The organism is Methyloceanibacter sp. (genome assembly GCF_051306395.1).
In the GTDB taxonomy this organism is placed as follows: Bacteria; Pseudomonadota; Alphaproteobacteria; order Rhizobiales; family Methyloligellaceae; genus Methyloceanibacter.
Genome location: NZ_JBPPND010000029.1, coordinates 1 through 16617, shown reverse-complemented (window position 1 = coordinate 16617; position 16617 = coordinate 1). Strand labels below are relative to the sequence as shown.

Below are 16617 nucleotides of genomic sequence, written 5' to 3'. Positions count from 1 at the left end.
AATGGGTCGGATGCACGTCGCGCACCTCGAAGCCCGCCCGCTCGCGGGTCAGACCGCCCGGGCCAAGCGCCGACAGGCGCCGCTTATGGGTGATCTCCGACAGCGGATTGGTCTGGTCCATGAACTGCGACAGCTGTGAGGAACCGAAGAACTCGCGCACCGCGGCGGCCGCGGGCTTGGCGTTGATCAGGTCCTGCGGCATGACCGTGTCGATATCGACCGAGCTCATGCGCTCTTTGATGGCGCGCTCCATGCGCAGCAGACCGACGCGATACTGATTCTCCATCAGTTCGCCGACCGAGCGCACCCGGCGATTGCCGAGATGGTCGATATCGTCAATCTCGCCCCTGCCGTCGCGCAGGCCCACCAGCGTCTTGATGACGGCGAGGATGTCCTCTTTGCGCAGCGTACGCATCGTGTCCGGCGCATCGAGATCGAGGCGCATATTCATCTTCACCCGGCCGACGGCGGACAGGTCGTAGCGCTCCGAATCGAAGAAGATGCCGTTGAACAGCGTCTGCGCGGCCTCGGGCGTCGGCGGCTCGCCGGGACGCATCACCCGGTAGATGTCGAGCAGCGCCTCATCCGTGTTCGAGTTCTTGTCGACGGCGAGCGTGTTGCGGATGAACGCGCCGATATTGACGTGGTCGATGTCGAGAATCGGGATTTCCTTGAGGCCCAGCTCCTTGAGCGTCTCGAGCAGCTTCTCCTCGATCTCCTCGCCCGCCTCGCCGTAGATCTCGCCAGTCTCCAGATTGACGATGTCCTGGGCAAGATAGCGGCCATAGAGATCCTCATTTTTGATGAGCAGCTCCTTCAGGCCCTCTTCGGCGAGCTTATTGGCAAGACGCGCGGTGACCTTACGGCCGGCCTCGATGGCGACCTTGCCGGTCTTGGCGTCGATCAGGTCGGTGGTCGGCTTGATGCCGCGCATGCGGTCGGGACGGAACGGCATGCGCCATCCCTCCTTCGTCGCCTTCAGCACGATGCGGTCGTAGAAGGTCGACAGGATCTCTTCGTCATCGAGACCGAGCGCATAGAGCAGCGTGGTCACCGGCAGCTTGCGGCGCCGGTCGATACGTACATAGACGACATCCTTGGCGTCGAACTCGAAGTCGAGCCACGAGCCGCGATAGGGAATGATGCGCGCGGCGAACAGGAGCTTGCCGGACGAATGAGTCTTGCCGCGATCATGATCGAAGAACACGCCCGGGGAGCGATGCATCTGCGAGACGATGACGCGCTCGGTGCCGTTGATGACGAACGTGCCGTTCATCGTCATCAGCGGCATGTCGCCCATATAGACATCCTGCTCCTTGATGTCCTTGACCGAGCGTGCCCCGGTCTCCTCGTTGACATCGAACACGATGAGGCGAAGCGTCACTTTAAGCGGCGCGGCGAAGGTCATGCCGCGCTGCTGGCACTCCTCCACGTCGTATTTCGGCGCCTCGAAGGCGTAGCGCACGAACTCGAGTTGCGCCCGCTCGCCAAAATCCTTGATCGGGAACACAGAGCGAAATACGGATTGCAGTCCCTCGTCGAGGCGGCCGCCTTCGGGCTCGTCCACCATGAGGAATTGATCGTAGGACTGCTTCTGAACCTCGATGAGGTTCGGCATCTCGGCCACTTCGGTAATGTGGCCAAAAAATTTCCGATATCGCTTGTGACCGTTAGTTTGCGCCATGTGGTCCTCTCAAGGCTCGTCGCGACCGCTCTCCGGAAACTCCGCTTGGACCGCGGAGACTCTGGGGAACTGTCACGTCACACGAATTTGGATGGGTTAGAAGCCCGGGCGAACTGGCTTATATGGTGTTCGCCCGGGCCTTCTTCAACCCACGCTACTTGAGCTCGACGGTCGCGCCTGCGTCCTCGAGCTGCTTCTTGATCTTCTCGGCCTCTTCTTTCGGCACGCCTTCCTTGATGGCCTTCGGCGCACTCTCGACGAGGTCTTTGGCCTCCTTCAGGCCGAGGCTCGTAACGGCACGAACCTCCTTAATAACGTTGATTTTTTGGGCACCCACCGCGGTCAGGACGACATCGAAGTCCGTCTTCTCCTCGACTGCGGCGGCTTCACCACCACCGGCGCCCGCGGCCGCCACGGCCACCGGAGCCGCCGCGGAGACGCCCCACTTCTCTTCGAGCATTTTGGCGAGCTCGGCCGCCTCGAGCACCGTAAGGCCCGAAAGGTCATCTGCAATTTTCTGGAGATCTGCCATTGTCTTATCCTCGTACGTTCAACTCTTGCATTGCGATATCTCTAGGGCTCACGCCGCTTCTTTCGCGCCATACGCGGCAAAGATCCGCGCAAGCTGTGCTCCCGGCTCATTCACGGTGCGGGCGATCTTGCTCGCCGGCGCCTGAATGAGGCCAATCAGTTTGCCGCGCAGTTCGTCGAGCGAAGGCAGCTCGGCAAGCGAGTTCACAGCCTGGGCGTCGAGCACCGTGGCGCCCATCGCGCCGCCGAGGATCACGAACTTTTCGTTCCCCTTGGCGAACTTGACGGCCACCTTCGGTGCCGACACGGGATCGTCGGAATAGGCGAGGCAGGTCGGCCCCGTCATGAGATCCGAGATGCCCTTGGCATCGGTCCCGTCCAGCGCGAGCTTCACGAGCTTGTTCTTCGCCACTTTGACCCGGCCGCCAGCATCTCTCATGTCGCTGCGCAGCTTGGTCATGTCGGCGACCGACAGGCCCGCATAGTGAGCCACGACGACCACGCCGGTCTTGGCGAAGACATCGTGAAGCGCACTTACGACTTCGCGCTTCTCAGCTCTTTCCATGCTCACTCCGTCTATTCAAAGCCGCGAAGACGAGCCTCGCAGCCGTAGGCCACACCGTGCCGCGAGACCTTTGCGGGGTGAGGCAAGAAGCCACCCCGCGCTAAGTCGCGCGGCGCTCTGTTGCCTGTCCCGCTCGTTGCGCGAAATCGCGCGAGAGCCACATACGAGGTTCAAACCGATCTCCTGGTTGCGGATTAGCCGCAGCCATCGAACCGTTCGTCTCCCGTCTCATGCAGGCCCGAAGGGCTTAAGCGGTTTCCCGCACCTGCAATCTCGGACAGGTCTGGATCGCCTGAATTCTCAAGCAATCCTTCGGGACCGAAGTCCCGAAACTCTTACACTCAAGCGCTGCCCAAACTGGCAGGCTCGACCTTGACGCCGGGCCCCATGGTGGAGGTCACGGCGATACGCTTCACAAACGTCCCCTTGGCGCCCGTAGGCTTGGCCTTGTTCACCGCATCGGCGAAGGCGCGGATGTTGGCGACCAGAGCCTCCTCGGTGAAGCTTGCCTTGCCGACGCCGGCGTGAATGACGCCCGCCTTCTCGACGCGGAATTCCACGGCACCACCCTTGGCCGCGGCTACGGCCGCGGCGACATCGGTGGTCACGGTGCCAACCTTCGGGTTGGGCATCATGCCGCGGGGGCCGAGCACCTTACCGAGCCGGCCGACAAGCGGCATCATGTCCGGTGTGGCGATGCAGCGGTCGAACTCGATCACGCCCTTCTGCACCTGCTCCACCAGGTCCTCGGCGCCGACCACATCGGCGCCCGCCTTCTTGGCTTCCTCGGCTTTGTCGCCCTTGGCGAACACGCCGACGCGAAGCTTGCGGCCGGAACCATGCGGCAGCTGGCAGACGCCGCGCACCATCTGATCCGCGTGACGCGGGTCGACGCCCAAATTCATGGCGATCTCGACGGTCTCGTCGAACTTGGACTTGGCCCCGCCCTTGACCAGCTTCACCGCCTCTTCAATGGCGTAGAGCTTGTCATTCTCGACCGTCTCGGCGGCGGCGCGAAACCTCTTACCGGGCTTGCTCATCGTTTACTCCTGCACCTCAAGACCCATCGAGCGGGCGGAGCCGGCGATGATCTTCATCGCTTGCTCGACGGTGTTTGCATTCAAATCCTGCATCTTGACCTCGGCGATCTCGCGGAGCTGGTCCTGGGTCACGCGGCCCGCCTTCGCACGGCCAGGCTCCTTGGAGCCCTTGCCGACCTTCGCCGCCTTCTTCAGGAGATAGGACGCTGGCGGCGTCTTCATCTCAAAGGTGAAGGACCGGTCGGCATAGACCGTAATGACAGTCGGGATCGGCGAACCCGCCTCGACGTTCTGCGTGGCTGCGTTGAAGGCCTTGCAGAACTCCGGAATGTTCACGCCACGCTGACCGAGCGCGGGACCGATCGGCGGCGACGGATTCGCCTGCCCTGCCGGCACCTGCAACTTGATATAACCGTCAATCTTCTTGGCCATCCCAATTCGTCCTGCGTTCCGCTAACTCGTACGCATAAAGCGCAACCGTTAGAGCTTCTCCACTTGTGCATATTCCAGCTCGACCGGGGTCGCCCGGCCGAAAATCGAAACCGCCACTTTGAGCCGCGCGCGCTCCTCGTCGACCTCTTCCACGAGGCCGTTGAACGAAGCGAACGGACCGTCGGCTACACGCACCTGCTCGCCGATCTCGAAGGTGACGGACGGCTTCGGGCGTTCGACGCCCTCCTGCACCTGAAGGAGGATGCGGCCCGCCTCCTCCTCGGTGATCGGGATCGGCTTGTTGTCCGTGCCAAGAAAGCCCGTAACCTTCGGCGTGTTCTTGATCAGATGATAGGTCTCGTCGTTGAGTTCCATCTTGGCGAGCACATAGCCCGGAAAAAACTTACGCTCGGAGGAGACCTTCCGGCCGCGCCGCATCTCCACGACTTCCTCCATCGGCACCAGGACATCCTCGAACAAATCGTCGAGACCGGCGGAGGCGGCGCGCTCCTTGATGGACTCGGCGACCTTCCGCTCGAAGTTCGAATAGGCGTGGACGATGTACCAGCGCATTGCCATCGGACGAAAGCCTCGACCTCTTAGAATCTCATGCCCAGGATGAGCTGGACGACCATGCCCAACACCCAGTCCACCCCGAGAAAAAACAGCGCCGCGGCGAACGACATCAGCAGCACCATGAACGTGGTAACGACGGTCTCCCGGCGGGTCGGCCAGGTGACCTTCGACACTTCCGTGCGCACCTGCTGGAGAAACTCGAAGGGATTCGTTCTCGCCATCTCTGTCCTTGCCGCCGGGCCCATTCGGCCCGTTCCCGTCTTCTTGAGCTCCTGGCCGCTCTCCGCTCCGCAACCTGGCAGGAGTGGAGGGACTCGAACCCCCAACCCCCGGTTTTGGAGACCGGTGCTCTAGCCAGTTGAGCTACACTCCTATCGACTTCGCGCCTTCACCCTAAAATTCACTATTAAATCAATCGCCTCGGGGCCTAACTTGCTGGAGCGGGTGAAGGGAATCGAACCCTCGTCGTCAGCTTGGAAGGCTGCTGCTCTACCATTGAGCTACACCCGCATCCATCCGCCTCATAAACGAAGTGGTGGTGGAGGGGGTTGGATTCGAACCAACGTAGGCATAGCCAACGGGTTTACAGCCCGTCCCCTTTAGCCACTCGGGCACCCCTCCTTGAAAGGTCAGATGGATTGACTGGTGATTGTAACCAAGCAAAAACACCCCGCCGTCGGCCGGCAGGGTCCGCAATAGCCGCGTTTATGAGTAGCCATTCGGTCTCTGTCAACTGTAAATCAGGACGAGCGGACTGGAATTCCTAGGTTTTATAGTAGGTCCCGCGCCCCTTCCACCCTCTTTGCAAGCGAGGTCGTCCGCCCATGGCGCGCCAAAACCCCAAGCATTCCAAACCCTTCGCCAAGAACAGGCGGGGCCCGGCGCAACGAAAACCCGAATCCGACCGCGTTCTCCTCTTCGGCCTCCACGCCGTGGAGGCGGCGCTCGCCAATCGGCGGCGCCCGGTCTACGCCTTGCGCGCAACCGAGAACGCCGCCCATCGGCTGGGGCCCCTCATCGCGGAGCGCAACCTCATCCCGGAGCGGGTTCTGCCGAAGGATCTCGACCGCCAACTTGGCCCCGACACGGTACATCAAGGCGTAGTCCTGCAGGCGGGACCGCTCGAACCCGTCTCTCTGGACGACATCGATTCCGACGGCATCCTCCTCGTACTCGACCAGGTGACCGACCCGCACAATGTGGGCGCGGCGCTCCGCTCGGCCGCGGCCTTCGGCGCGAGCGGCCTCGTGCTCACCGAGCGGCATAGTCCGCCGTTGTCAGGCGTGCTTGCCAAGTCGGCCAGCGGCGCGCTCGATCTCGTGCCCCTCATTCTGGTGAAGAATCTGAGCCAGGCCCTCGCCGAGCTCGGCGAACGCGGCGTATTGCGGATTGGGCTTGCCGAAGAGGCGAATGCCACGCTGGAGGATACCGAGATCGCCCGGCCGCTGGCGCTGGTGCTCGGGGCCGAAGGCAAAGGCTTGCGTCAGCTCACGCGCGAACGCTGCGATCGCTTGTGCCGCATCTCGACGGCAAGTGCGCTTGCGAGCCTCAACGTCTCGAACGCGGCGGCCATCGCTCTGCATTGGGCCCGTCTCAAGGCGAAAGGCGTTTGATCCCCAAACGTACACGAGGGAGAAGGTGCTTTCAGCACCCTCCCCCTCGGGTCCGGGAATCAACCAGCTTGCGCCGGAAGATCGAGAAATCAGTTGCAGAAGCGTCGGCCGAACGAATCGTACCAGCAGTCCCTGCGCCAATAAGTGTTGCAGGTGCTGAGCCCGCACTCGCCCGCATAAGCCGGCTGCTTGTAATAGGCGTAGTAGTTCGGCGCCCGGTAGCGGTACGCGGTCGGTCCCGGCGGCAAGCCGCATGGGGCGACGCAAGGCGCCGGCGCCACGGCAACCGGCGCGGCACCGCAAGGCGCAACGCATGGTGCGGGCGCAACGACGCGCGGCCGGCGTAGGCGGCGCAACGGTATCGGATTGGGCGCGGGAACGAGAACGGCGGCGTTGCAGCGCCAGCCGGTAAGGCAGCCTCCAGCGTCCGCATCGGCCGCGGATAGCAGGCTGAAACCGACCGCCGCCGCCACCACGGCGGCAACACTGAACAGGAATTTCATACTCGGAACTCCACTCGGGACAACGGGACTAGGGGCGGCCCCAACTGGCTTGGTGCGGCCAGCGAAAGGCTGTCCTGAGACTACGGCGTTCAAGTATCGGTAAAGTTAATAGAGTCCCGCGCGCCCCAAGAAAAGTATTACGCACATACTAACGATTGGCCCGAAACGGCACAAATCGGCCAGACAAAGTATTTATGAGAAAGCGACTACAGAGGGACTTCACGCAAGTCTATTTGAGGTGCCTACTTGAAGTAACGCTCCGCCTCTGCACCCCGGCGTCCATTGGCCGGCTCAAGATAGTGGAAATAGGGCTCGCAGCGCGGGAAGTCCTCTTGCGCGGTGGTGTAGGGCCGGTAGAACCACCAGTAATTCCGCCGCAGGCAATAGACGCTTTGCGCCCGCTTGCCGTGATGGAAGCGCGGCCCCTCTTGGGCAACCGTTATGACCCGGGCCACTGGCGTGGAGAGCTCGAGAGCCGGCATCGCGGCCTGCGCCACCCCGCACGGGACCAGCCCCAGCAACAGGGCGCCTGCAAAGGCGAGTCCAAACGTCTTGTCGGCCATGCCCTGATTCCCCCTAAGACACCCCTCTTAAGCACTCAGACTCTAAACGAAGAAAGAGCCTTCAGCAACGCAAGGCTCCGGCAAGAAATGACGGTGCATGGTTCGCCGGCAAAACTTGACAGTGACATATCCCCGTCGATCAACTGACACACCAATGGAGTTATCTTCGATCCGCATTCGGAACAAAGATCCCAAGGCAAGAGTTGCTTCTAAGGTAAGCAACTCCAATAGTTTTCAGGGAGACCCCCCCAATGGCGACAAACAAAGAAACCGAAGATTTGAACGCGCAGATCGAGGCGATCCGCGCCGACATGCAGAATCTGTCCTCGACTGTCAGCAGCATCGCGAGCAAGCAGATGAACCGCGCCCAGAACAAGGCGATGGAGACTAAGCAGGACGCAGAGGAAGCAATAAAGAGCAATCCGCTTCAGGCCGTCGCGATCGCCGCCGGGCTGGGCTTCCTATTCGGCGTCTTCACCCGCCGCTAGGAGGCTTCATGCTGCACCTCATATTGACGGCCGTTTCCTCCCTTCAGATTGGGACGCGCATCAAGGATGCCGTCGAGCGGTCGGTGAAAAAGGCGGTCATTATCGCCATCGCCGCCGTGATCCTACTGTTCGCGATCGCCTTCGGGTTGGTCGCCGGCTATCAGGCGCTGATCGTGTATGGCTTCACGGCGGTAGCGGCGGCTGGCATCGTGGCCGGCGCCCTCGTCGTGCTCGCCCTGATCGTCCTCGCCTTCATTCCCATCGTCACGCGCCAGAAGAAGACGGAGCCCCAGAGCTTGATGGAAGCGCCCGCCGAAGGCATGGCCATGATCGACCAGAGTGTCGGCAAGGCCATGCAGCAGGTGGGCCCGCTTACCCTCCTCGTCGCCGCCTTCGCCGCCGGCCTTCTGGCGAGCCGCCGCCGCTAAACGTGCCATTCCGGCACGCTTCTTAATCCCGTCTTAACCACCCGTCTTGCACCCTGAAGGAGAAGCAAAGCGCTTATCCACCGAGGGGCGAGGCGAGAACGATGCTAAGGGCTTTCAGTCTGGTGCTGCTGGTTTCGGCCTGCATCGCTGGCGAGGCGCAGGCGCAGGTCGCGGATGTGCCGCGGCCCTACGCCATTCCCTTGCCGCCTCTGTCGAATCCCGAGCCCCAATGGGACCTCGGCATCCGCTACTGGTACAGCGAAGGAAGCTCGACGCTCACGTCCGACGATCAGGACGGTAACTCGCTTGAATTCGTCTTCGCTGTGCGCAACGAGACGCGGACCTTCTTCAAGGGCTTCGTCGGCGGGGGCTGGTTGAACGGCGGATCAACCGACGTCCGCTTCATGGATTTCTCGAGCGATGTCGACGGCGAGGGCTTGGTCTTCGGCACCATGGATGTCGGACAGGACTTCAAGCTCCTGGACACGGGAACGCGCGTCGTGTTCAGCCCGTTCGTCGGCTTCAATTACTGGGAAGAGACGCTCGATGCCTTCGGCGCGCGCTGCGAGACAGGCAGCGTCGACGGTCTGCCCTGTACGCCGGGAAGCCTGCTCATTCCCTTCTCCGAGCAGTCGGCGAGCGGGGAAGTGAGCTGGTCGTCGCTCAGGCTCGGCGCCGAACTCACGGCGAAGTTCTCGGATCGGCTGACGCTTCGCGCCGACGCCGCCATCCTTCCCGTGGCCTATCTGTCGACCGACGTGCGGAATCTGGTGCCCCGCGCCATTGGGAGGACCGCCGAGGCGACGGGCGACAGCGGACCGGGCTGGGGCTATCAGCTCGAGGGCGAGGTCCGGCTCGACGTGACCGACCATTGGGCCTTCGGCGCCGGCGTGCGCTACTGGTACGCCGAGACCAACAGCTACACCGACCTCGGCCTCACCGACGTTCGGGATTTCTCCAGCGACCGCTTCGGCGTGTTCGGCAACGCCACCTACCGCTTCAATACCTATTAGAGCCTCTGTCTCAGGCGGCTTCGCGCGCCTGCTTGAGTGCGCGGGGAAAAGTGGGATAAAGGGCGTGGATCGTGCCCGGCTCGAAGACCGGGCCTCGGAACGCCAAAGGGCCGGCTTAGCTCAGTTGGTAGAGCGGCTGATTTGTAATCAGTAGGTCGGGGGTTCGAATCCTCCAGCCGGCACCAATAATACAATGACTTAGTGATGGTCATGGGGCTGACAGCGGACCACAGGCTTCCCGAGGGGCCATCGAGAATCCTCGCTCAAGTTCCCGTCCTGGTCACGGCGGCAAGGTCGAGGTTGTAGAGCCGCGAGTGCTCGGGTTTCGTTTGCTGCGCCTCGCGCTCGAGGTCCGCGCAAAGAACCGCGACCTCGGCAAGCTGCTCTCTACTTGGCGGCTGGGCGGCCTCCAGCACCTCGTCGAGCTTGTGCTCGAGCGCAGCCGCCAGATCGCTCAGCCGGTCAAACCCGATTGAACCTCCGGCGCCGGCGATCTGGTGCGCCAACGTGCGAGCCTGGCCGATTTGGGCTGCAGGGTCGCCCGCGCCGGCGAAGGACGATGTGATCCCATGAAGGGCGTCGACCCGTTCCGCCAACGTTGCGCAGTGTCTTATGACCAGCGCCCTGAATGAACTCACTGGCACATCCGCTTCGGGCCGCAAAACCATGACGCACTCCTACTCCACACTCCAGAAACCGGAGCAGACAACCAGGTAGTACCTAGACGTTGTCTAGACTACTCCTCGATGATATTCACGTTCTCGGCGGCGATGTCGGAGGCACGCACGGTGAGCGTGCCCTCCCCGTCGCCGTCCTAAACGACTTCGAACCCGGTCTTATCGCGACCGCTTGAAGGGCGGCGCGCAGCGAGCCGTCCCCCAGCCATGCCATTAGACCGGCGCAGTGGTAGCCGGTCTTTTGATGGCTTCGTAACAGTGGTTCCGCTGGGGCACGCTCTGCGTCATGATACCGGCCTGAACGGCTGGGGCTTCGAATCCTCCGGCCGGCACCATAAGATAGGTTCAGCCGGGATCGGCCGGGACGCGGGATCAAGCGGCGGGGTAGAAGATCAAAATGACAAGGATTGTGCTGCTCGCGCTCGGACTTATATTCGCGGCGTCCGTGGGTCACGCCCAGACGGCGCAGCCCTTTCAGTCGCTGAAGCCCACGCCGTCGGCCTGCACTCTGGGCAGCCAGTCCCTGCGGGTCTGCAACAACGACTTTCAGTCCTGCAACGATGTCTGCGCCGCCAGGGCGCTCGACGTGAACGCCGATATCGCCGGCTGCACCACCGCCTGCTGCAATCAGTTCAATGTGTGCTTGCGGATGCGGAACTGCGGCCCGCGCGTGATCAATTGCAATTAGGAGACGCCGCGACGCGGACTACGACTTGCGCCGAGCGGCTCGCTTCAGCGCCACCTCCGTCTCGGAGCCTTCCGCCGGATCGGTATTCTCGGTGATCATGGCGCCACCCCTCGGCAGGGTATCCGCCCTGAGAAGACGCGCCGCGCGGTTTCCCCGTTGTGTCTCGGGCGCCTCGGGCCGGCTGACCGGCGTATCGGCTTCCTCGATCGTCCGGCGCTTCGGGGTCTTCTTGCTCATGGCGTTAATCCTTTCCCTGGATTCAACGCTTGGCAGCCAATGCCGTTCCTGCCCAGACTGCCTTAGCCGCCAGCAACTGGCGCCGACACTTCGTCGAGCTGCCCTTTGAGCAGGTCCGGTCCGAGATACTGGATGACCGATTTCTCCACGCCCTCGATCTCGTAGCGGAGCTTCAGCAGCAGCCCGCCATAGGAGTCGAAGAACTCATCCACCGTGATGCCATCCTCCCCGCCCATGGCCTCCGGCGGGAAGGGAAACACGAGACGGAACGGCGTGTGGGCAGGCACCGTGCCCGGCGCAACGACAGGCGTCTGTTGCGCCGCACCCTCACCGGCCGATATCTTCTCGTCCACCTGGAGCGAGAGCCTGAGGTCCGGCCGCTGCACGTCCGGCTTCAACACGCCTTGGAGACCGGTCAATGGCCGATCGGAATTGTTCACACCGCTCACGGACAGTCCGTTGATGCGAAACGACTCCGGCGTTCCCGACAGCGTGAAAACGGCGCGCTGCGGCAAGGGAAGATCGGGTTCGTTGAAGGTCCAGGTGATGCCGGAGAACGTCTCTTCGGGCGCGATATCCGCGACCGTCGTGGTGCGGGCGCCCGCGCGCATGAGGAGGCCGCCGCTAACCAGCAGCCCGCCACACACCAGCAACACAGCACCCGCGATAATCATCATCTGGCTAAGATCGACATCCCTCGTTCGTGCCCACGTTTCCGCCCGGGCCTTCGCCCTAGCCCAGCTTTCCGTCTTAGCCCAAGGCTGGGCCCCGGCCCAAGCGCCCGCGCGGCCAGCGTGTGTCCATGTCCAGGCACCGGCCTGCCCTGCCGCGATGCGCGCTTGCGTGGCAAAAGCCCCGGCGCGTCCGCGCGCTCCGCCCCCCCACGAAGATAGCGCGCTTTCCTCTCCCGCCCGAGAGCCAAGCGGGGGCGCGGCATGTGGCTCGTTAGGCGAAGCGCCCTCGACCCAGAACCCTTCATAGAACGGCCCGTAGACTTCGGCCGCACCTGAGTTTTGGGGGGCCTCTGACGCCGGCGTCCAGGGATCGTTCGCCCGGCGGCCGAAGAGCTCGACACTTTCCTTATGGGGCCCGTAGACCTCGATGACATGAACCGACGCCGCCGGTGGTGTTTGCACCTCCGCTGGAGAGATACGCTCAGCGCCCGCCGCCCGCGTGCGGGCGAAGTGTTCGGCCCGGCGGCCGAATTTTGCCAACTGCGTGTAGACCGCAGGAGAAGCCGCCGTCGCGCGCGTCCTGCTCCAACGATAGCCGCTCGCGAGCCCGCGCTTGCTTGCCGCGCCAAGTTCCGATGCCTTGGCAGCGAGATGAGAGAAGCCGCTCGAGGCGGTGCGGCCCGTGGCGCCGGCAAACACGGAGCTTTTGGCGCCCGCGGCTGAAAGTCCAGTGCCGATCTTCGAGGCGATGAGCGACGAGCCGGCGGAAAGGCCCCTGCCCGCCTCGCTTGCGGCCATCCCGAGCTTGGCGCCGATCCACCGCGTACCTGTGGCGATCTGGCGCCCTATAGAGGCGAAGCCGCGCCCTATCAACGTGCCGACAAATTTGAAGCCGGCGCCGATCTTTGCGAAGGCGAAGGCAATCCAGGAGCGGACGAACAGCAGCCCGGCGACGATCGCCCCCCGCGTGGCCAGCATCGCACGCTGCCGCATGAGCTGGCGGCGGCGGCGCACCCGCTCTTTCTTGGCCAATGCAAGACGCTGGTCCCGCTGGCGCTGCAGCCAGCGCTCATGCCGATGCCGGTCGCGCTCCACCGCGGCGCTTTGGGCGCGCAGCCAGCGGTGGTGGTCGGTCAGATCTTCGTTGGCGCTGGAGAGAAAAGCTCCGGACTTGGCAGCCGTATCCTTGGCGGCGGCAACAGTCGCCTCGAACGCCGCAGTCTCTTTGGACTCGGCGTCGTCTTCCCGGGTGGACCAGGCACGCTTCTTACGCATTGGACTGGCCATGCCAAAAGGCTCCGCAAAGGACCCGATCGAGATCGAGCCTCGTAATCACCGCAAGACTCACTCGGTACGCAAGGAGAGCACGCATGCCGGTGCCCGCACGAAGCTCCCTCCCCCTGATCCCGGAGCCTCCGCCGCAAGACAAGCTGCCAGACATCATATTGCCTCGGCCCGGCGAGCCGCGGGCGCCGTCCCTGGCTGCGCCCCGATAAAGCAAGCGTTTCGGCTGTCAGCTTTCCGCTGCTCCTAGCTTAGCGGTCAAAGCGATGGTGGCCAACGGCCAAACCGGGGGATACGACTTTTCTATGAAGGTGTGGCGGCGGGGTTGACGACCCTAAAGATCGTCCAAACCGCCCAGAACCCGGTCGAAATCCCGTGCCTTTTGGTAGTCGATGTCGGCCTGGCGGGCTCTCTGCGCGGCCAAGTCTTGGCGGCAGGCGTCATACTCGGCACTCCCGGGCTCCCCATTGGCGCTGCGGCACTTGGCATCGTCCTCGGCCTCACTGGCCGCTTGCTTGGCCACACGCTCGGCCTGAAGGTCTTCGCGTGAGGCGCAGGCGAAAAGGCTAAGCCATAGAGGTAGCAAGGCGGCCACGATCAAGACTTGTCTAGTCATTGCCGGTTGCTTGAGCCCCAATGATGGCGCGGTGATGGTAGCAAGACCTAGCCCCGAGAAGACTTCGCCTTGAGACTGCCCGTATGTCTGATTATCTCTCCTGTCAGCCTTCAAGAACGCAAGCAGCCGACAGGTCTCCGTGACGAACACTCTCCGCCTCTTCTCAAGCGCCCTATGTCTTGGCGTTCTCCTCGCCCTTGGCGCTCCGCACGCGGCGATGGCCGAGGCGAACGAGGCCTCCAAGACCGCTCAATCGGAAACCGACAGCCAGGAAGTCCGCCTGCGGCTGCCGCCGACCGCGATCACCCATCATACGCTGGAGATGGACGGCGAGAAGATTCCCTACAGCGCCGTGGCCGGCGCCATCGAGCCCCGCGACGATGATGGCAAGCCAACCGCAGAGATCTTCTACGTCGCTTATGCCAGGGAGCCTGAGGACGCCAACCGGCCCGTCACGTTCGTCTTCAACGGTGGCCCCGGCGCCGCCTCGACTTATTTACATCTCGGTACGATCGGTCCGAGAATCGTGGAGGCCACCGACACCGGCGAGTTGATCGGGCCGCCACCGCGCCTCATTGCCAACGACGCGAGCTGGCTCGACTTCACCGATCTGGTGTTCGTCGATCCTGTTGGCACGGGCTATAGCCGCGCCACCGGTAGCAAGGAGGACAAGGACTTTTGGGGCGTCGAGCAGGATACGGACTCGCTCGCCGAGTTTATCCGCCTCTATCTGACCGAGAACGGACGCATTGGCTCGCCGGTCTTCATCGCCGGCGAAAGCTATGGCGGCTTCCGGGCAGCGACGATCACCCGCAAGCTTCAAAAGACTGGAGGCGTCTCGCCGAGCGGGCTCGTGCTGGTGTCGCCGGCGCTCGAATTCGCGCTGCTGCATGGCGAAGACTACGACCCCATGCCCTGGGCGCTGGCCCTTCCCTCTTATGCCGCGGTCAAGCTCGAGAGCGAAGGCATCGCCACGCGCGAAGGGCTTGCCGAGGCTTTGAAAGAGGCCGAGCGCTACGCCATGACCGACTATCTCGTGGCACTGGCCTCGGGCGCGGAGGAAGGCGGCAAGGCGGCGAGCGCGCGTGTCGCGGAACTGACCGGGCTGCCGCTCAAGGACGTCGAGCAGCGCCTTGCCCGCATCACGCCCTCTTTCTTCATCAAGGAATTCGACCGCGCCGGCGGCCAGGTCCTGAGCCGCTACGACGGCAGCGTCAGTGGGCCCGACCCGCATCCCTCAAGCGCTTGGCCGCAGGGGCCCGACCCGGTGCTCGACGCCACCGTGCCGCTCTGGACTTCGGCATTCGTGCAATACGCGCGAGAGGAACTTGGCTTCAAAACCGAGGAGCCTTTCGAGCTGCTGAACCGCCAGGTGAGCGGCAAATGGGACTACGGCACCAGCCCGACCAGACAAGGCTATGCCGGCGTGCTCGACGACATCCAGGAGGCGCGCGCCGCGAATCGCGCCCTCGAGGTGATGATCGCCACCGGCTACACCGACCTCATCACGCCCTATATGGCGCCGGCTTATCTGGTGAAGCAGCTTCCGCCGCTCGAAGGCGCAAGCCCCATCACCATCGAGGACTATGCTGGCGGTCACATGCTCTATCTGCGGCCCGACTCCCGGCGCGCGCTCAAGAAAGACGTGGAGACGATGTACCGGCGGGCTCTGTCTTCGGCCCCATCGCAAGGCTAACTTCTAGCCGTTCCGTTGCGCGTGATCGGGCACGGCCGATCGGCTAGTGGATTGATTCCAACGTTTGGAACCCTCTGTTTCGAGCGGCGATGATGTCATCGGGATTGGCTCTCCAGGTGAATGGTTGCGGGTTCTCGGTATTGTATTCGCGCACGAAGCGGTTGATGGCGGCCTGGAGTTCGACGACGGAATGGAAGACGCCATGCCTGAGCCTGCGCCGTGTGAGTTTGGCGAAGAAGCCCTCGACGGCGTTGAGCCAGGAGCAGGAAGTCGGCGTGAAGTGGAAGGTCCAGCGCGGATGGCGGGCGAGCCAGGCGCGCACCTTGTCCTTCTTGTGCGCCGCGTAGTTGTCGAGGATGACGTGGATATCCTTGTCCGCCGGGGTCTCGCGCTCGATGCGGTTGAGGAAACGGATGAACTCCTGATGGCGGTGGCGCTGCATGTTCTGTCCGATGACCGTCCCATCCAGCACGTTGAGCGCGGCGAACAGCGTCGTCGTGCCGTGCCGTTTGTAGTCGTGGGTCATCGTGCCGGCGCGGCCCTTCTTCATCGGCAGGCCGGGCTGGGTGCGCTCGAGTGCCTGGATCTGCGACTTCTCGTCGACCGACAGCACCACGGCATGGGCCGGCGGATCGACATACAGGCCGACGATCTCGGTGAGTTTCTCGGCGAAGGCCGGGTCGGTCGAGAGCTTGAAGTGCCGCCAGCGGTGCGGGCTGAGGCCATGGGCCTTCCAGATCGCCTGGACCGTCGACGCCGCGACGCCGGCCACCTTCGCCATCGCGCGCAACGTCCAGTGGGTCGCCTCAAACGGCGGCGGTTCCTGCGTCAGGCGGACGATCTCGGCGACGCGCTCCGGCGACACCGGCGCCTTGCCGGGCGGACGGGTCTTGTCGCGAAGCAGGCCGTCCACGCCTTCGTGCATGAACCGCTCCTGCCAGCGCCACACGCAGGTCTTGGAATTGGCCGTGGCGGCCATGATCGCCGAGGTGCCCAGACCCTCGCCGCTCAAAAGGACGATACGCGCCCGCCAGACGTGCTTCTGCGGGCTCATGGGGTCCGCGACGATCGCTTGCAATCGCTGACGGTCACGAGACGAGACGGCGAAGGAGATACCTGTGCGCATGCCGCAGACTCGCACGCCACAACCAAACACGGAATCCCAAATCGGACTCCTTTGATCCGATCAATCCACTAGGGTCAGGACCCATAACTGAGCGAAAGCGGATGACGGCTTCGAGCCCTTCTCAGACCATTGGCCAGTTGGTAGAGTCTCAGCCGCAGAACGCTGAGACTCTACCAACTGGCA

19 protein-coding genes, 4 tRNA genes and 1 pseudogene are annotated in these 16617 nt (G+C 63.3%); 7 read left to right on the top strand and 17 right to left on the bottom strand.

The window, feature by feature from the left end; genetic code table 11:
* The 10 genes and pseudogenes from ACSLE4_RS02610 to ACSLE4_RS02565 all read right to left on the bottom strand — a co-directional run.
* Positions 1-1684 (bottom strand): annotated as a pseudogene (locus ACSLE4_RS02610) (DNA-directed RNA polymerase subunit beta); the annotation flags it as partial.
* Between the two features lie 154 nt (positions 1685-1838).
* Entirely contained in the window at positions 1839-2216 is a 378-nt protein-coding gene (gene rplL / locus ACSLE4_RS02605) for a 50S ribosomal protein L7/L12 (RefSeq protein ID WP_435902935.1), read from the bottom strand.
* 48 nt (positions 2217-2264) lie between these two features.
* Complete coding sequence (gene rplJ, locus ACSLE4_RS02600) at positions 2265-2780, bottom strand: 50S ribosomal protein L10 (protein ID WP_435902934.1); 516 nt, start codon at positions 2778-2780, stop codon at positions 2265-2267.
* Between the two features lie 341 nt (positions 2781-3121).
* Positions 3122-3820 (bottom strand): 50S ribosomal protein L1, encoded by a 699-nt coding sequence (rplA, locus tag ACSLE4_RS02595; protein ID WP_435902933.1) that lies wholly within the window; start codon positions 3818-3820, stop codon positions 3122-3124.
* A gap of 3 nt (positions 3821-3823) precedes the next feature.
* Positions 3824-4252 (bottom strand): 50S ribosomal protein L11, encoded by a 429-nt coding sequence (gene rplK / locus ACSLE4_RS02590; RefSeq protein ID WP_435902932.1) that lies wholly within the window; start codon positions 4250-4252, stop codon positions 3824-3826.
* Between the two features lie 48 nt (positions 4253-4300).
* Complete coding sequence (gene nusG / locus ACSLE4_RS02585) at positions 4301-4831, bottom strand: transcription termination/antitermination protein NusG (protein WP_435902931.1); 531 nt, start codon at positions 4829-4831, stop codon at positions 4301-4303.
* 20 nt (positions 4832-4851) lie between these two features.
* The gene (secE, locus tag ACSLE4_RS02580; RefSeq protein WP_435902930.1) at positions 4852-5049 is read right to left on the bottom strand and encodes a preprotein translocase subunit SecE; all 198 of its coding nucleotides are present in this window, start codon (positions 5047-5049) and stop codon (positions 4852-4854) included.
* A 75-nt stretch (positions 5050-5124) separates the two neighbouring features.
* Positions 5125-5201: transfer RNA gene (locus tag ACSLE4_RS02575), tRNA-Trp, on the bottom strand.
* Positions 5202-5264: 63 nt separating this feature from the next.
* A tRNA-Gly gene (locus tag ACSLE4_RS02570) sits at positions 5265-5338 on the bottom strand.
* 26 nt (positions 5339-5364) lie between these two features.
* Positions 5365-5449: transfer RNA gene (locus tag ACSLE4_RS02565), tRNA-Tyr, on the bottom strand.
* Positions 5450-5652: 203 nt separating this feature from the next.
* On the opposite strand from ACSLE4_RS02565, the gene rlmB reads away from it, so the two are divergent.
* Complete coding sequence (gene rlmB, locus ACSLE4_RS02560; RefSeq protein ID WP_435902929.1) at positions 5653-6441, top strand: 23S rRNA (guanosine(2251)-2'-O)-methyltransferase RlmB; 789 nt, start codon at positions 5653-5655, stop codon at positions 6439-6441.
* 89 nt (positions 6442-6530) lie between these two features.
* Here rlmB and ACSLE4_RS02555 read toward each other — a convergent pair whose 3' ends face one another.
* Together ACSLE4_RS02555 and ACSLE4_RS02550 are read right to left on the bottom strand one after the other, a co-directional pair.
* The gene (locus tag ACSLE4_RS02555) at positions 6531-6944 is read right to left on the bottom strand and encodes a hypothetical protein (protein WP_435902928.1); all 414 of its coding nucleotides are present in this window, start codon (positions 6942-6944) and stop codon (positions 6531-6533) included.
* A gap of 242 nt (positions 6945-7186) precedes the next feature.
* On the bottom strand, positions 7187-7507 hold the full coding sequence (locus tag ACSLE4_RS02550; RefSeq protein WP_435902927.1) for a hypothetical protein: 321 nt from the start codon (positions 7505-7507) through the stop codon (positions 7187-7189).
* 251 nt (positions 7508-7758) lie between these two features.
* Between ACSLE4_RS02550 and ACSLE4_RS02545 the strand changes: the two genes are divergently transcribed.
* The 4 genes from ACSLE4_RS02545 (at position 7759) to ACSLE4_RS02530 (ending at position 9621) form a co-directional block, all read left to right on the top strand.
* Positions 7759-7995, top strand: a complete 237-nt coding sequence (locus tag ACSLE4_RS02545) for a glycine zipper domain-containing protein (protein WP_435902926.1) — start codon at positions 7759-7761, stop codon at positions 7993-7995.
* Positions 7996-8003: 8 nt separating this feature from the next.
* Entirely contained in the window at positions 8004-8423 is a 420-nt protein-coding gene (locus tag ACSLE4_RS02540; RefSeq protein ID WP_435902925.1) for a hypothetical protein, read from the top strand.
* A gap of 101 nt (positions 8424-8524) precedes the next feature.
* Entirely contained in the window at positions 8525-9436 is a 912-nt protein-coding gene (locus tag ACSLE4_RS02535; RefSeq protein WP_435902924.1) for an autotransporter outer membrane beta-barrel domain-containing protein, read from the top strand.
* Between the two features lie 109 nt (positions 9437-9545).
* Positions 9546-9621: transfer RNA gene (locus ACSLE4_RS02530), tRNA-Thr, on the top strand.
* 78 nt (positions 9622-9699) lie between these two features.
* Here ACSLE4_RS02530 and ACSLE4_RS02525 read toward each other — a convergent pair.
* On the bottom strand, positions 9700-10104 hold the full coding sequence (locus ACSLE4_RS02525; RefSeq protein ID WP_435902923.1) for an Hpt domain-containing protein: 405 nt from the start codon (positions 10102-10104) through the stop codon (positions 9700-9702).
* A gap of 406 nt (positions 10105-10510) precedes the next feature.
* On the opposite strand from ACSLE4_RS02525, the gene ACSLE4_RS02520 reads away from it, so the two are divergent.
* Positions 10511-10801, top strand: a complete 291-nt coding sequence (locus ACSLE4_RS02520) for a hypothetical protein (protein WP_435902922.1) — start codon at positions 10511-10513, stop codon at positions 10799-10801.
* Between the two features lie 18 nt (positions 10802-10819).
* On the opposite strand, the gene ACSLE4_RS02515 is transcribed toward ACSLE4_RS02520, so the two are convergent.
* The 3 genes from ACSLE4_RS02515 to ACSLE4_RS02505 form a co-directional block, all read right to left on the bottom strand.
* A complete protein-coding gene (locus ACSLE4_RS02515) occupies positions 10820-11038 on the bottom strand; it encodes a hypothetical protein (RefSeq protein WP_435902921.1) in 219 nt (72 codons plus the stop codon).
* 62 nt (positions 11039-11100) lie between these two features.
* Entirely contained in the window at positions 11101-12987 is a 1887-nt protein-coding gene (locus tag ACSLE4_RS02510) for a hypothetical protein (protein ID WP_435902920.1), read from the bottom strand.
* A gap of 343 nt (positions 12988-13330) precedes the next feature.
* Positions 13331-13612, bottom strand: a complete 282-nt coding sequence (locus ACSLE4_RS02505; RefSeq protein ID WP_435902919.1) for a hypothetical protein — start codon at positions 13610-13612, stop codon at positions 13331-13333.
* 139 nt (positions 13613-13751) lie between these two features.
* Here ACSLE4_RS02505 and ACSLE4_RS02500 point away from each other — a divergent pair, with 139 nt between their 5' ends.
* Positions 13752-15308, top strand: coding sequence for a S10 family peptidase (locus ACSLE4_RS02500; protein WP_435902918.1), 1557 nt, complete (start codon positions 13752-13754; stop codon positions 15306-15308).
* Between the two features lie 43 nt (positions 15309-15351).
* Here the strand turns inward: ACSLE4_RS02500 and ACSLE4_RS02495 are convergent, their stop codons facing one another.
* Positions 15352-16434 (bottom strand): IS630 family transposase, encoded by a 1083-nt coding sequence (locus tag ACSLE4_RS02495; RefSeq protein ID WP_435902917.1) that lies wholly within the window; start codon positions 16432-16434, stop codon positions 15352-15354.
* Positions 16435-16617 lie beyond the last annotated feature (183 nt).